The organism is Pseudomonas sp. Fl5BN2, from assembly GCF_009908205.1.
Classification (GTDB): domain Bacteria; phylum Pseudomonadota; class Gammaproteobacteria; order Pseudomonadales; family Pseudomonadaceae; genus Aquipseudomonas.
Map to the genome: position 1 here is coordinate 44,960 of NZ_JAAARL010000032.1, position 13,373 is coordinate 58,332.

Consider the following 13,373-nt stretch of genomic DNA (forward strand, 5'->3'; position numbering starts at 1 on the left):
AAGACGTCTCAGCAGATTTTGTCAGGGCCCGTGAGGGCACGAATGCCAGTGGCTGTACATCATGGTTATGCCGGTTCGATTCCGGCTATCAGTCACTCCTCTTGTCGTGCCAGCTTTTTTGTTCAGCGGTTTTTGCGACGAATGCTGATGGAACTACATCTCAGGTTCGAGGTGCGGGTTCGACTCCCGCCGGTGCTGGAAAGCGGCACTGTGGTTCAACGGTCAGAACACGAACGCACTGTTTCATCGACCCTTGTCGTCGCAGCGTTTTACCCCGCGTCAGCGGGTTGGCAGCGAATGCCACAGGTACTACATCGTGTCGCGGGTTCGAACCCCGCCAGCCGCCAGGCTGTAGCTCAGTCGGTAGAGCAAATGTGCCTGTTCCCTTGTCGCTGCCCGCGGGCCTGGCCTGCAACCATTACTGATTGACCCGGCGAATGCCGGTGGAACTACAGGACAGCGTGGTCGCGGGTTCGATTCCCGCCAACCGCAAGGGGCTAGCTCAGTGGCAGAGCGCGCTGCATGTTTCACCACTTTTTGTCGCCGTAGAATGCCGGACAGCGCTCCGGCATACCGTATAACCTCAGGCGCCCCAGGCACCTGTATGGAACAGAATCAGGCCGGATCGCCGGCCACAGGAAGAAGAGTCAAGCATATGGAACACAAGACCTACCAACTGCTGGAAGTGGCCAACGGCAAGCCGATCAAGATGTGGACCCAGGGCGTACCCGTGGAAAGCGAAGCCCGCCAGCAATTGATGAACACCGCGAAGATGCCGTTCATCTTCAAGCACCTGGCAGTGATGCCCGATGTGCACCTGGGTAAGGGTTCGACCATCGGCAGCGTGATCCCCACCGTGGGCGCGATCATTCCGGCGGCGGTGGGGGTGGATATCGGCTGCGGGATGATTGCCGCACGCACTTCGCTGACCGCCTCGGACCTGCCGGATAACCTGGCCGGGTTGCGCAGCGCCATCGAGCAGGCGGTGCCCCATGGTCGTACTTCACCCCGTAGCGGTCGCGATAAGGGCGCCTGGGGCGATGTACCGCAGCAGACCGACCTGGCCTGGGCGGCCTTGCAGCCACGGTTCAAGGCGATCACCGATAAGTACCCGGCGCTGGCCAACAGCAACAATCGCCAGCACCTGGGAACCCTGGGTGGCGGGAACCACTTCATCGAGGTCTGCCTGGATGAAGCCAACCGGGTCTGGTTTATGCTGCACAGCGGGTCCCGTGGCGTAGGTAACGCCATCGGCAACCTGTTCATTCACCTGGCCCAGGCGGATATGCGTCAGCACCTGGCCAACCTGCCGGACCGTGACCTGGCCTACTTCGAGGAAGGCAGCCAGCACTTCGATGATTACGTCGAAGCCGTAGCCTGGGCCCAGGATTTTGCCCGGCACAACCGCGAGCTGATGATGCAACTGGTGATCCAGGCCACCCGCAAGGTGATCAGCAAGCCGTTCGAAGTGGCGCTGGAGGCGGTGAACTGCCACCACAACTACGTGCAGAAAGAGCGCCACTTCGGTGAAGAGGTGCTGGTGACCCGCAAGGGCGCGGTGTCGGCGAAGAAGGGCGAGCTGGGGATCATCCCGGGGTCGATGGGGGCCAAGAGCTTCATCGTTCGCGGGTTGGGTAACGAAGAGGCGTTCTGCTCCTGCAGCCACGGCGCAGGGCGGGTGATGAGCCGGACCAAGGCCAAGAACACCTTTACCCTGGCCGACCAGATCCGCGCCACGGCCCATGTGGAATGCCGCAAGGATGAAGCAGTGATCGATGAAATCCCGATGGCCTACAAGGACATCGACCAAGTCATGCACGCCCAGCGCGAGCTGGTGGAAGTGCTGCACACCTTGCGTCAGGTGGTGTGCGTAAAGGGGTAGAACAATGGACGACATGGAAGCCTTGATACCGGTCCCGCTCAGCTGGCACTACCAGCTGAGCGACTACGAAGCCCGCCGCGTGCGGGAGGTGATGGAAGCATTGGACAGGCACCGCGCCTGGCTGGAACTGAGCCGCTTTGGCAACGGTTTCGTGCGTCAGGCCGCCGTGCGCGGCCTGGCCGCGCAGCCTTCGGCCGAGGCCCTGGCGGCCTTGCTGGAACGCCTCAACGACTGGGTGCCCCAGGTGCGTCAGGAGGCGGCCGCGGCGGTCGAGGCCTACCTGGCGCCGGAACATGCCGGGCTGCTGTTGCAGACCCTGGCGCCGCTGCTGGCCCTGGCGAGCAAGCAGCGGGCGGACCACGGCACAACCCTGGCACGGGCCCGCTCGGTGCTGCAGATGGCCCAGGTGAGCGCTGAGGTTGAAGGCGCCTTTGGCACGTGTCGGGGCAAGGCCGCGCGCTTTGTCTTCGAGCTGTTGCTGGAAGGTGTGGCCGACCGGGCGGCGTTGCTGACCCTGGCCTTGCGGCACCCTGAGGTCAGCGTTCGGCAGATGGCCGTGGATGCCTGTGGGGAACTGGCGCCAGAGCAGTCGCTGCCGTTGCTGGAAGAGGTGATGCGCCATGGCGGCGCCAGTGTCCGGGTCAAGGCCCTGCGGCTGCTGTTGCCGTTGCTGGCCGACCCTCGGGAGTATCTGCGCCAGGCCTTGCTCGACCCTTCGGGAGCCTTGCGCTGCCTGGCCCATTGGGCAGCGCCGCGTCACCAGCTGGACCCGCGGCAAGTGCTGCTGGATCGGTTGCAGCAACCGGCACCGCGGAACAAGCGTGGCTGGCTGGGCTTGCTCAGCCTGATCAACGAACTGCAGGAGTCAGCGGGCGATGCCATGGTGCGACAGGCACTGCTGTCGCCGGCGCCCAAGGTGCGTCTGCTGGCCCTGCAAAGCCTTGGCGAGCGCGGCATGGCCGAGCAATTGACGGCCCTGGACGACCCCTCGGACAAGGTCTTCGACTGCGCCCTGGGCCTGTTGCGCCAGCAGTCCTGGGCGGTGTTCGACGAAGCCCTGGAACAGCGCCTGGACCTGCACTGGCATGACCTGCCGAAGGCGCGGCGCTGGGCCCTGCTGGCCCTCAAGCCCAGTTGGCGGCAACTGGAATACCTGCTGTGGCGCCTGGGGCAGGCGACGGATGAGCGCGCTTATTGGCGCGATGCCCTGGGGAGCTGGTGCGATTCGCGCTACGGAATGTTCGATCCGGTGACCCCCAAGCCGCTGCGCGAGGCCTTGGTGCAACGGGTGAAAGCCCTGGAAGAAACCGGTGAATTACCTGCAGGCTCGTTGACGCGCCTGTTGTGACGCAAGGAGAGATTTGTCATGCAATCAGCCCTGCTGGTACCGATCGAGAATGAACAGGGTCAGGCCTTGCGCCGGCAGATGAAAGAGGCGTTCTGCGTCTTCGAATTCGTCGTGCTGGCCGTGGCCCCACAGGCCAGTGTGGACCTCGAGCTGCATCGCCAGGCACTGAGCGTGTTGTACCGGCAGTTGCAGCAAGAGCGCCGCGATGCCTTACGGCGAATGCGCGAAGACCCGTGTCATGCCGATATCGGCGACGGTGAGCCGATGCGCTGGGAGGTGGAGCGGGCCCAGCCCCGGGAACTGGATGCCGAGCAAATTCGCCAGTTGACCCTGATCAAGCCTGCGGGCGACTCCCTGGCGTTGTACCCGGCCTTCAGCGATCCGCCTTACGGCACGCAGTTTGCCGAGAAGGGTGAGTGCCCCGAGGCGATCTTCCAGCAATGGCTGGCGCTGCTGGGGCTGGAGCCCGAGGCCGGGCCGGTGGTGATCGACTGGGTGAGCAATCTGGAACTGGAGTGGGTGACCGAGGCCCGCGTGGGCCCGGAAATACCGCCCTGGAGCGATTATTTTGATGAGGGCCTGGAGTGGTGGGGCGTCTGGTGCTTGAGCATCTGGAACCCCGAGCGCCGGACTCTTGCGGTATTGATGGCCAGTGCCACGGATTGAACAGGATATTGACAATGGAAGCGGTAGAGCGTCACCCCCTGAGTCGCGCCATGCGCGAACGGGTGCTGGAAGAATTGGCGCGCATCGAGCGCGAACGCAATGTAACGGTGCTGTATGCCTGCGAGTCGGGCAGCCGCGCCTGGGGCTTTGCCTCCACCGACAGTGACTACGATGTGCGCTTTGTCTATGTGGAAAAACCCGAGTGGTTCATCCAGGTGGATGCCGCGCGCGACGTGATCGAACGCCCGCTGGACGATGAACTGGACATCAGCGGCTGGGAGTTGCGCAAGACCCTCGGGCTGTTGCGCAAGTCCAACCCGACCCTGCTGGAATGGCTGGATTCACCCCTGGTGTATCGCAGTGAACCCGCGGCGGCCGCGCGGCTGCGGGAGTTGGCGCAAGCGTTCTACAGCCCGCCGGCGGCGCGTAATCATTATCTGTCGATGGCCAAGAAGAACTTTCGCGGTTACCTGCAAGGCGAGAGCGTGCGGCTCAAGAAATACTTCTACGTGCTCCGACCTTTATTGGCGGTGCGCTGGATCGATCAAGGTCGCGGCCGACCGCCGATGACCTTCGCTGATCTACTGAGCACGGTCGACGATCAGCCACTGCTGGATGAAGTGGATGAGTTGCTGGCGCTCAAGCGCAGTGCCGACGAGTCCGCTTACGGACCGCGGCGCCAGGCGCTGCACGCCTTTATCGCCGCCGAGCTGGAACTCCCGGTGCCGAAGCTTGCGCGCACCCATCAAGACAACGCGGTGCTGGACGACTACTTGAGAGCAACCGTCCACCACTACGCCTAAGGAATGTGATGAAACAGGATGTAATCGAACTGGACGGCGCCATCGGCGGCGGCCAGGTACTGCGCAGCGCCCTGAGCCTGTCGATGCTCACCGGCAAGACCCTGCGGATCGTCAACATACGGGCCAAGCGCAGCCGCCCGGGGCTGATGCGTCAGCACCTGACGGCGGTGCAGGCAGCGGCCGAGGTCTGCGGCGCCAGCACCTCGGGAGTCGAGCTCGGCTCCCAGGCCCTGACCTTCGAGCCGGGGCCGATTCGTGGCGGTGACTACCGCTTCGCCATCGGTACCGCCGGCAGCTGCACCCTGGTGTTGCAGACCTTGCTGCCGGCTTTGCTGCACGCGCCTGAACCGAGCCGCGTCAGTATCAGCGGCGGCACCCACAACCCGCTGGCGCCACCGGTGGACTTTCTCCAGCAGGCCTGGCTGCCGCAGTTGCGGCGCATGGGTGGGCGGGTGGAGCTGCAACTGTTGCGTCATGGATTCGTCCCGGCCGGCGGCGGCGAGCTGGAGGCGTTTATCCAGCCCTCGACCCTGCAGCCTCTGCACCTTGAGCAGCGCGGTGCGCTGCTCGGACGCCGGGCCTGGGCCCTCAGTGCCGGTCTGCCCGAGCATGTGGCGGAACGCGAGTTGCGCCGGGTCGGCAACCGCCTGGACCTGCCCTGGGAACACCTGAGCCCGGTGCAGTTGGACGAGCAATACGGCCCGGGCAATGTCTTGCTGCTGGAGTTTGTCTTCGAGCACCTGACCGAGCTGTTCAGCGCTTTCGGGCAGAACAGCCTGCGGGCCGAGAAAGTCGCGGACCTGGCCATCGATCAGGCCCGTGACTGGTTGGATTCCGATGCCGCGGTGGCGGAGCACCTGGCCGACCAATTGCTGTTGCCCATGGCCCTGGCCGGCGGAGGCCGCTTCACCACCGTGCGCATGACCGAGCACCTGCAAAGCAATATCGCGGTGATCGAGGCTTTCCTGCCGGTGCGCATCGACTGCCAGTCCCTTGGCGACAAGCTATTGCAGGTCGAATGCCGGCCACTGGGCTGAGCGCTGGGCTCCTCGGAACCTGCGGCTCGACAGCTTTATCTGCTCCAGCGGGTTGAACGAGAAGGGTGGAAACTGGCAGTCTGCGCGCCCGCACCAACAGTCGTACATCCAAGGAAGGCCGTGATGCACAGCAACAAGGGGCTCGGCGCCCTGAACACCCTGATACGCGGCTTGCAGGCGGTCCTGGGCCTGGCGGGCTGGTTGGGCGCGGCGCTGATTCTGGGCCTGCACCTGCGCTCCGATCTGGAGCCATTTCTGTCGATGATCCTGGCCTTTGGGTTGGTGATAGCGGCTGTGGTGGTGCATGAAGGCGGCCACTACCTGGGCGCCAGGCTCAATGCGATGCCGGTGCTGCTGATGCGGGTCGCGGCCGTGGAGGTCCAGGTACAGCGTCGAGGCTGGCAAGCGCGCTGGTCGCCGCAGCTCAAGGGCCGCCGGCTGGGCGGTTTGGTGCTGTCCGTGATCAATCCCCTGTGTTCGATGCGCCGGCAGATGCTGTGGATGGTCGCGATGGGCCCCTTGCTCAATCTGTTGGTGAGCCTGGCGTGCCTGGCGCTCGTAGCGCTTACCCCTGGCCTGGTAGCTGCCGTGGCCCTGGCGTTTGCCGTGGTCAACCTGAGCATGGGCTTGGCCAATCTGCTGCCGACCCTGAGTGGGCATGCCAGTGACGGGGCATTGCTGATTGCCTGGTGGCGCCAGCGCAACGAGCAGAGTGATGAACTGGCGCCGATGCGCCTGCTCGGGCTGACCGTGGCCGGGGTACCCGGCGAGCAGCTGCCGGCCGCCGACATTGCCCTGCTGGCCCAAGGCCCGATGCCCCAGCCTTTGCTCGCCATCGACTATCGCTTCGCTGCGCGGTTGAACCAGGGTGACTGGCAGGCGGCGCTGCAACTGGAGCAGGAGCTGGAGGCGGTGCTGCAAACCCATGCGCAGTCACTGACCGGGATGAGCACCCTGATCACTTTGCTGCGCATCGAGCTGGGTTTTGCCCGTGCCTGCCTGCAACAGGATGCCAGTTGCCTGTGGGGCGACTGGACGGACCGCGATCTTGACTGGTTTGCCCCTTGGCTGCGCCCGCGCTGCGAGGCCCTGCGGGCTTTCCTGCAGGGTGACCGGCAACAGGGCGAAGTCCACCTGCAACGAGCATTGCAAGCCGCGGAAAACAGCGTGGTGCGCGCGCATCATCCCAGCGAAGTGCTGTTGGCGCAGTACCTACGGGCCCTGCCGCTGGCATCTAGCAGCCCCGCCTGAGAGCCTTGCGGGCGGCTGGTGGAAAACCATCGGCCTTGCGGGCGCAAACCTCTTATACTCCGGCGCTTTATTTTCCCAGCCAGCAAGAGGAACGCTCCGTGGCCAATGAAACGGATCAGGATTTCTACAACCGTGCCGACGCCATCATCGAATTGGCAAACACCCATATCGCCGACAGCAGCCGGGGCAAGGCCAGTGCCTCACTGATGTACGCCAACGCGCGCTTCAGTGCCTGGGTCAGCGCTTGCGGTTGCCGCAATGTCGAGGAGCTGGCCGCGGCCAAGCAGCAGGCGGTGGAGTATTTCGTCGAGGAGTTTCGCCTGATGCTGGAAGAGAACCTCACCGACTATGTCGAGAATTTCGACCTGTACATGGGTCACAAGCAGGACTGAAAGAGTCGCGTCACCCCCTTCCTTCGAACGGCCCCGGGTCTTGCGCCCGGGATGCTGTTCCGGCACCCGATGGCCGACCCTGTGCAGGCTCGAAAGCCCCCGGTTTTAATCGCCGAGAGTGGCCTGTTTTCGGCCTTGAATAGCGCTTTGATCTGAGCCCGCCACCACCACCTCAACCGTTGGTCCTGTTGTCTTTGCCACGTCCTGAGAGCGGCCAATGGCTTGACTACACTGCGCCTGCGGCAGGCAGTCCAGCGCCGTCGAGCCTTCCTGCGGGAGGCCCGGCGGGTGGTCGCCGCAGCTCCCGCAGGAGCCAGGAACACAGCCAATCAACAAGGAGTGCCAATCATGATCGTCATACCACAACGCAATATCGACAACGGCAGTGTCATCTCGCTGCGCGGCGATTCGGGCAACTACATGTCGCGGATGGGCGCCACCGGCCTCGAACTCTCCAAGGGGGCCATCGATCAGTACAGCAAGTTCAAGGTGGTGCTGATACAGATCGGCGGCGACAAGAAACTCGCACTGCAGGGCGACACCGGCAAGTTCATGTCGCGGATGGGCGCGACGGGGCTTGAGCTGTCCAAGGACAGCATCGATCAGTACTGCCAGTTCACCTACGCCATCGACAACGCCAGCGGGCAGATTTCCCTGCGCGGTGACAACGGCAAGTGGATGTCCCGCATGGGCGATACCGGACTGCAGTTGTCCAAGGACGCCATCGATCGCTACAGCCAGTTCCTGCTGGTACTGGAGGGCTGAGGTTGTCTCGCTGAAGTATCAAGCCGCAGGGGCAATGACTCTGTGGCTTGAACGGTCCGCTCAAGCAGGCGGTTGCAGTGCTCGAGAAGTCCCCTGGCTCTGCTGCAACAGAAAGTCGATGAACACCCGCACCCGCTGCGGCACATGTCGAGCCTCGGGGTAGAGCAGGATGAACGGCCGCGTGCGGCCGCCGAAGGCCTGCAGCACCTCCACCAGTTCGCCGCGGTCCAGCTCCTTCTGCACACTGAAACGATAAGCCTGCATCAACCCGGCGCCGCTTTTGGCCAGCATCACGGTGGCCAGGAAATCTTCAAGGCAGGTGAAGCTGCCGCAGGTGTCCAGCTCCACTGGCTTGCCATTCACCCGGAAGGCCCAGGGCACCTTGCGTCCGGTGCTGGGCAGCGCGAACTGGATGCACTGGTGCCCAGCCAGGGCCTCGAGGTTGTCCGGGACGCCGACGCGTTTCAGGTAGTCGGGGGTCGCCACCACCACCAGTTCGGCGTCTTCCAGGCGCCGGGCAATCAGGTTGGAATCCGCTGCTTCGCGACCGCGAATCGCCAGGTCGTAGCCGTCTTCGGCGAAATCGATATTGCGGTTGCTCACGTGCAGGTCGATCTGCACCTGGGGATAGTGCTGGTGGAACAGCGGCAGCCAGGGCATCAGGCGGAAATAGGCGTAGGGCGTCGGCAGGCTGATGCGCAACAGGCCGGAGGCCACGCTCTGGTTGCCGCTGACCTGGCGCTCGGCCTCCACCAGTTGGGTCAGGGCCTGGCGACATTCCTGGTAGTAGGCACGGCCGGCCTCGCTGAGACGCATCTGCCGGGTGGTACGCACGAACAGGCGTACGCCGAGCCGTTCCTCCAGGCGGCCGATGGCCCGGCTGACCGCGGCCGGCGTGACCCCGGCCGCGGCGGCCGCAGCGGTAAAGCTGGCGGTTTCCGCGGCCAGGCAGAACAGCTCGATGCTGCCCAGTTGAAGATCGTCGAAGTGCCGGCTCATGGCGTGCTCATTAATTACATTGGGTATCAATTGAAGTGCTGTGCGCCTTATTTTTCAATCATTGATTGTTATTTAAAGTCGCTCCACATCACGGGCCACCGGCTCGATCAACGGGAGCAAGCACATGAACACACCTCGTACCGTCATCGTCACCGGTGCCTCCAGCGGCCTGGGCTTCGCCATTGCCGAGGCCTATCTCAAGCGTGGCGACAATGTGCTCGGCAACGGGCGCAGCCTGGCACGCCTGGAGCAAGCCGCCGCACGCCTGGGCAATCCGTCGAACCTGCGGCTGGTGGCCGGCGACATCGGTCAGTCGCAGACCACCCAACGCCTTTTCGATGAGGCTCTGGCGAGTTTCGGCCAGGTCGACATCCTGATCAGCAACGCCGGGATCTTCATTCCCAAGCCGGTGGGCGACTACACCGAGGAGGACTTCGATGCCATTGTCAGCACCAACCTCAAGGGCTTCTTCTACCCGGCCCAGGCGGCGGCCCGGCACATGGCGGCCCGGGGCACCGGGCACATTGTCGCGATCACCGCGTCGATCGCCCTGCAAGCCAACACCAAGGTGCCGGCGCTGTTGCCGGTGCTGGTCAAGGGCGGCCTGAACCAGGCAGTTCGCGCCCTGGCGCTGGAACTGGCTGCCTCCCAGGTAATGGTCAACGGGGTGGCCCCAGGGATCATCGATACGCCGCTGCACCAGGTCGACGAGCAGGCCCGGGAGGGGCTCAAGACCCTGGCTCCGACCGGCCGCATCGGTTCGGCGCAGGATGTGGTGGAGGCGGTGCTGTACCTGACCGACTCGACGTTTGTCACCGGTACGGTACTGGCCGTGGACGGCGGTTCCGCCAGCGGTGTCTGGTAAACGCAAGCAGGAGCAGAACATGCCATACGTGAAGATCCAGGTGACCCAGGAAGGGGTCACCGCCGAACACAAGCGAGCCCTGATCGAGGGGGTGACCGAGTTGCTGCAGCGGGTGCTGAACAAACCTCCAGCCTCGACCTTCGTGGTGATCGAGGAGATCCCGACCGACAACTGGGGCGTCGGCGGCGAGACGGTGACTGCGCTTCGCCAGCGCGAGCGCGACGGGCAGGGTTGAAGGCTGCCGCCGGACGCCGGTCAGAATCCGCAAGGGCGTGATCGGCGTCACTCTTTTCTCAAGTGAACCGTAGCAGTGGTCGATAACCTCTGAATGCCCATCGATATGGAGTTCGTCATGGCCTTGCTACCGGTTCGTCTGTCTCATCGTTTGACCCTCGGCAGTGTGCTGCTGTTGCTGTTCACGGCGTTGGCGGTATTCGCCGTGATGACTTTGCGGGGACAACCCCGAGTGGTGGAGGCGAGCTCGGCATTGATCGAACAGACTGGCAGCGCCATCGTCCGTCAACTGGCGTTGCAGTTGGCGGGCATCGAAGGCGTGACGGCGAGCATGGCCCATCTGGTAGAGGGGCTGCCCAAGGAGCCGGCGCTGTTCATGGCGACCTTGCCCAAGGTCATCGACCACGAAGGCGACAAGGCGATTGCCGGCGGCGGGATCTGGCCGCAGCCCAATGCCTTCGCCCCCGGCGTTGAGCGCCGCAGTTTCTTCTGGGCCCGCAGCGATGCCGGGCCCCTGGCGTTTTCCGATGACTACAACGCCGCCGACAGCGCCGGTTATCACCATGAAGCCTGGTACACCGGCGCGAGCAGCAGTGTGCCGGGGCGTTGCCTGTGGTCCGAGGCGTACCAGGACCCGGTGACCCAGGTGCCGATGACCACTTGCAGCGTGCCCTATCGCCAGGACGGCGCCTTTGCCGGGGTCGCCACCATCGACCTGCGCCTGGACGACTTGGCACGGTTTCTCAAGGAGCAGGGTTCGGTCACCGGCGGTTATGCCTTTGCCCTGGACCAGTCCGGTAACGTCCTGTACTTCCCGGATGCCCAGGCCAGCGGCGGGGCGCAGATGCTCAGCTTCGAGGCCTTGAGCAAGCAGCAGCCCTGGTTGAGCCCGGTGGCCGAGGCCCTGGCCAAGACGGCGGCGCGCCCCGGTCAGGTGCGCAGCCTGGACCTGGCGGAAGATGGCCGGTTGCAGGAAGCGGTGCGGGTCAGCCTGTTCTCCATGCCCGGCAGCGGCTGGACCATCGGCCTGGTGACCCCGGAGCAGAAAGTCACCGGCCTGGCGCGGGCCATGACCACCGAGATCCTGTTGTTCCTCCTGCCGTTACTGGCCTTGCTGCTGTTCTTTGCCTGGCTGGGCGGCCACAAGCTGATCGCCCAGCTGGAGGAAACCACCCAGCAGATCGACGCCCTGGGACGTGGCCAAGCCACTGACAACGCCGAGCTGCATGTGGCCCGGGCCGACGAGATCGGCGCCTTGCGCGGGGCGGTCAATCGCTATGCCGGGCAGTTGCGGCAGATGCTGCAGAAAATCGCCAGTGAAGCCCGGCAGTTGCACGGTGAAGCCGGGCGCCTGGGGGAACTGAGCAGCACCCTGGCCCTGCGCGCCGAGCAGCAGCGCCAGGAAAACACTCAGCTGGCCACGGCCATCACCGAGATGTCCTCCAGTGCCCTGGAGGTCGCGGAAAATACCAACAACTGCGCCGACACCGCGCGCCAGTCACTGCTGGTGGTGCAGGACGGCCAGCAGAAGGTCAATGCCAACAGCCAGTCGATCCAGCAGTTGTCCACGGAAATGGCCGAGGCAACAGCAGTGATCCAGCGCCTGGAGCAGGACAGCCAACAAGTCGGTGCGGTGCTGGACGTGATCAAGGCAATCTCCGAGCAGACCAACCTGCTGGCACTGAACGCCGCCATCGAGGCGGCTCGTGCCGGGGAGCAGGGCCGCGGTTTTGCGGTGGTCGCGGACGAAGTGCGGACCCTGGCCGGCCGCACCCAGACCTCGGCCAACGAGATCAGCGGGATGATCGGCGATTTGCAGCACGCCTCGCGCCAGGCGGTGCAAGCGATCCAGGCCGGCGAGGCGCGGACCCGCCAGGCGGTGGGCGAGGCCTCCGGGGCTTCGGACGCGCTGTCCAGCACCGTGACCAGCTTCGACGATATCTCCCAGCGGGCGCAGCAGATCGCCGTGGCGGCGCAGCAGCAGAGCCACGTGACTCAGGAGATCAATGAGTTGGCGGTGCGGATCCACGGCATCAGCGAAGACAATGCCCGCGACGCCCAGGCCCTGGACAAGGTCAGCGAGGCCATGCAGGCCCTGTCCGGGCGCCTGTCGCACCTGAGCCAGGGGCACAGCTGAGGCCGGCAGGCCTGGCCGCCCTCCGTCCGGGGGGCGGCGCTCTATTGATTCCCAAGCACATGCAACACCAGGTCCGCCGAGTCTTCACTGAGCAGGGGCGGTGCCTGGTGTTGCGCTTTGCTCAGTAGGAACAGTGCACCGGGCGCGGTTTCGGCGGGCATCGAGAAGTATGGGTACAAGCGATTTTTCAGCGACTCGGCGTAGCGCAGCACGATGCCTTGCGGCTCGCTGCCGATGCTCGCCAGTTGCCCGCAGCAGTGCAGTCGCAATGAACTGAAGGCGCCGTGATTCGGCTGCAGTTCCAGCACTGTCGATCCTCCGTGGCGGCTCTTGCGGATCGCTCGGGCCAGGGCGTTGAACTCGGAGCTGGTGGCGTGCAGTTGCAGGGTGGAACCGGCCTGGATGACAAACATCGGCAGTGTCCTGGCGACAGTGGAGACGGGCTGGGCATCGGTGCCGGCCAGCGAGGTGGGGTCATGCGCTGATGGCTCAGTCTCAGCGCTGAGTGAACATGACTAGCAGGAAATTCATCAGCAGCCCCGTGGCCACCCAAGCAAAGCCCGACAGAAAGCCCTTGAACCATCGCCCCGGAGCCATCCGCCGCGCCTGGTAGCGGGCAATCAGGGTGCCGATCAGCGCCCCGGGAAAGTCGAACAGATAGAACAGCCAACCCATGACATCGATCGGCGAGGAGATCCACAGGCTCATCAACTGCAAGTGTGCGGCCAGGGCCAGGGCGACCCCGGTGAACAGTGCCAGGGGCGGCCGGGTCAACAGCAACAGGCCAAGGATCAGCGCCTGGGGCAACCAGTAAAAAGCGAAATTCTCCCAGAAGTAGCCACCGGAGTTCGAGGCTCGCCCGGCGGCCACCAGCAACCCCCAGAGCACCGCAGCGGCGGCGGGTAGATGGGCGCGGGTCAGGGATGGAGTCAACGGCGGGCGGGTGGACATGGACATGTTCTCGATGATCGATGGCGCAGGGCGGGTTTTTTAC

General features: G+C 64.5%; 13 protein-coding genes, 1 tRNA gene and 2 pseudogenes. 13 read left to right on the forward strand and 3 right to left on the reverse strand.

The annotated features are described in order from the left end of the window. The first annotated feature begins 202 nt into the window (after nucleotides 1–202). From GV819_RS30335 to GV819_RS30375, 9 genes are all read left to right on the forward strand, one after another. Nucleotides 203–346: transfer RNA gene (locus tag GV819_RS30335), tRNA-OTHER, on the forward strand. A 309-nt stretch (nucleotides 347–655) separates the two neighbouring features. Further along, on the forward strand, nucleotides 656–1,882 hold the full coding sequence (locus GV819_RS30340; protein ID WP_161759713.1) for an RtcB family protein: 1,227 nt from the start codon (nucleotides 656–658) through the stop codon (nucleotides 1,880–1,882). Between the two features lie 4 nt (nucleotides 1,883–1,886). Further along, nucleotides 1,887–3,230 carry a PBS lyase gene (locus GV819_RS30345; RefSeq protein WP_161759714.1) on the forward strand — a complete coding sequence of 448 codons (1,344 nt, stop codon included), beginning with the start codon at nucleotides 1,887–1,889 and terminating at the stop codon, nucleotides 3,228–3,230. Nucleotides 3,231–3,248: 18 nt separating this feature from the next. Further along, nucleotides 3,249–3,896, forward strand: a complete 648-nt coding sequence (locus GV819_RS30350; RefSeq protein ID WP_256667666.1) for a hypothetical protein — start codon at nucleotides 3,249–3,251, stop codon at nucleotides 3,894–3,896. Between the two features lie 14 nt (nucleotides 3,897–3,910). Then, nucleotides 3,911–4,699 (forward strand): nucleotidyltransferase domain-containing protein, encoded by a 789-nt coding sequence (locus GV819_RS30355; RefSeq protein WP_161759715.1) that lies wholly within the window; start codon nucleotides 3,911–3,913, stop codon nucleotides 4,697–4,699. Between the two features lie 8 nt (nucleotides 4,700–4,707). Next, a complete protein-coding gene (gene rtcA / locus GV819_RS30360) occupies nucleotides 4,708–5,736 on the forward strand; it encodes an RNA 3'-terminal phosphate cyclase (RefSeq protein WP_161759716.1) in 1,029 nt (342 codons plus the stop codon). 123 nt (nucleotides 5,737–5,859) lie between these two features. Then, entirely contained in the window at nucleotides 5,860–6,987 is a 1,128-nt protein-coding gene (locus tag GV819_RS30365) for a M50 family metallopeptidase (protein WP_161759717.1), read from the forward strand. 98 nt (nucleotides 6,988–7,085) lie between these two features. Beyond that, nucleotides 7,086–7,379 (forward strand): DUF3144 domain-containing protein, encoded by a 294-nt coding sequence (locus tag GV819_RS30370; RefSeq protein WP_161759718.1) that lies wholly within the window; start codon nucleotides 7,086–7,088, stop codon nucleotides 7,377–7,379. 348 nt (nucleotides 7,380–7,727) lie between these two features. Continuing rightward, nucleotides 7,728–8,144 carry a fascin domain-containing protein gene (locus GV819_RS30375; RefSeq protein ID WP_161759719.1) on the forward strand — a complete coding sequence of 139 codons (417 nt, stop codon included), beginning with the start codon at nucleotides 7,728–7,730 and terminating at the stop codon, nucleotides 8,142–8,144. Nucleotides 8,145–8,204: 60 nt separating this feature from the next. On the opposite strand, the gene GV819_RS30380 is transcribed toward GV819_RS30375, so the two are convergent. Continuing rightward, nucleotides 8,205–9,143: a LysR family transcriptional regulator gene (locus GV819_RS30380; protein ID WP_161759720.1), complete on the reverse strand. Its 939-nt coding sequence runs from the start codon at nucleotides 9,141–9,143 to the stop codon at nucleotides 8,205–8,207. Between the two features lie 124 nt (nucleotides 9,144–9,267). On the opposite strand from GV819_RS30380, the gene GV819_RS30385 reads away from it, so the two are divergent. The 4 genes and pseudogenes from GV819_RS30385 to GV819_RS33910 form a co-directional block, all read left to right on the forward strand. Beyond that, nucleotides 9,268–10,008 carry an SDR family NAD(P)-dependent oxidoreductase gene (locus GV819_RS30385; RefSeq protein WP_161759721.1) on the forward strand — a complete coding sequence of 247 codons (741 nt, stop codon included), beginning with the start codon at nucleotides 9,268–9,270 and terminating at the stop codon, nucleotides 10,006–10,008. Between the two features lie 19 nt (nucleotides 10,009–10,027). After that, entirely contained in the window at nucleotides 10,028–10,243 is a 216-nt protein-coding gene (locus GV819_RS30390; RefSeq protein ID WP_161759722.1) for a tautomerase family protein, read from the forward strand. 375 nt (nucleotides 10,244–10,618) lie between these two features. Beyond that, nucleotides 10,619–11,257, forward strand: a pseudogene (locus GV819_RS33905) (cache domain-containing protein); the annotation flags it as partial. Between the two features lie 582 nt (nucleotides 11,258–11,839). Further along, nucleotides 11,840–12,379 (forward strand): annotated as a pseudogene (locus tag GV819_RS33910) (methyl-accepting chemotaxis protein); the annotation flags it as partial. Between the two features lie 41 nt (nucleotides 12,380–12,420). Here the strand turns inward: GV819_RS33910 and GV819_RS30400 are convergent. Beyond that, nucleotides 12,421–12,792: a hypothetical protein gene (locus GV819_RS30400; RefSeq protein WP_161759723.1), complete on the reverse strand. Its 372-nt coding sequence runs from the start codon at nucleotides 12,790–12,792 to the stop codon at nucleotides 12,421–12,423. An 82-nt stretch (nucleotides 12,793–12,874) separates the two neighbouring features. Then, nucleotides 12,875–13,330 (reverse strand): hypothetical protein, encoded by a 456-nt coding sequence (locus GV819_RS30405; RefSeq protein ID WP_161759724.1) that lies wholly within the window; start codon nucleotides 13,328–13,330, stop codon nucleotides 12,875–12,877. Nucleotides 13,331–13,373: the final 43 nt, after the last annotated feature.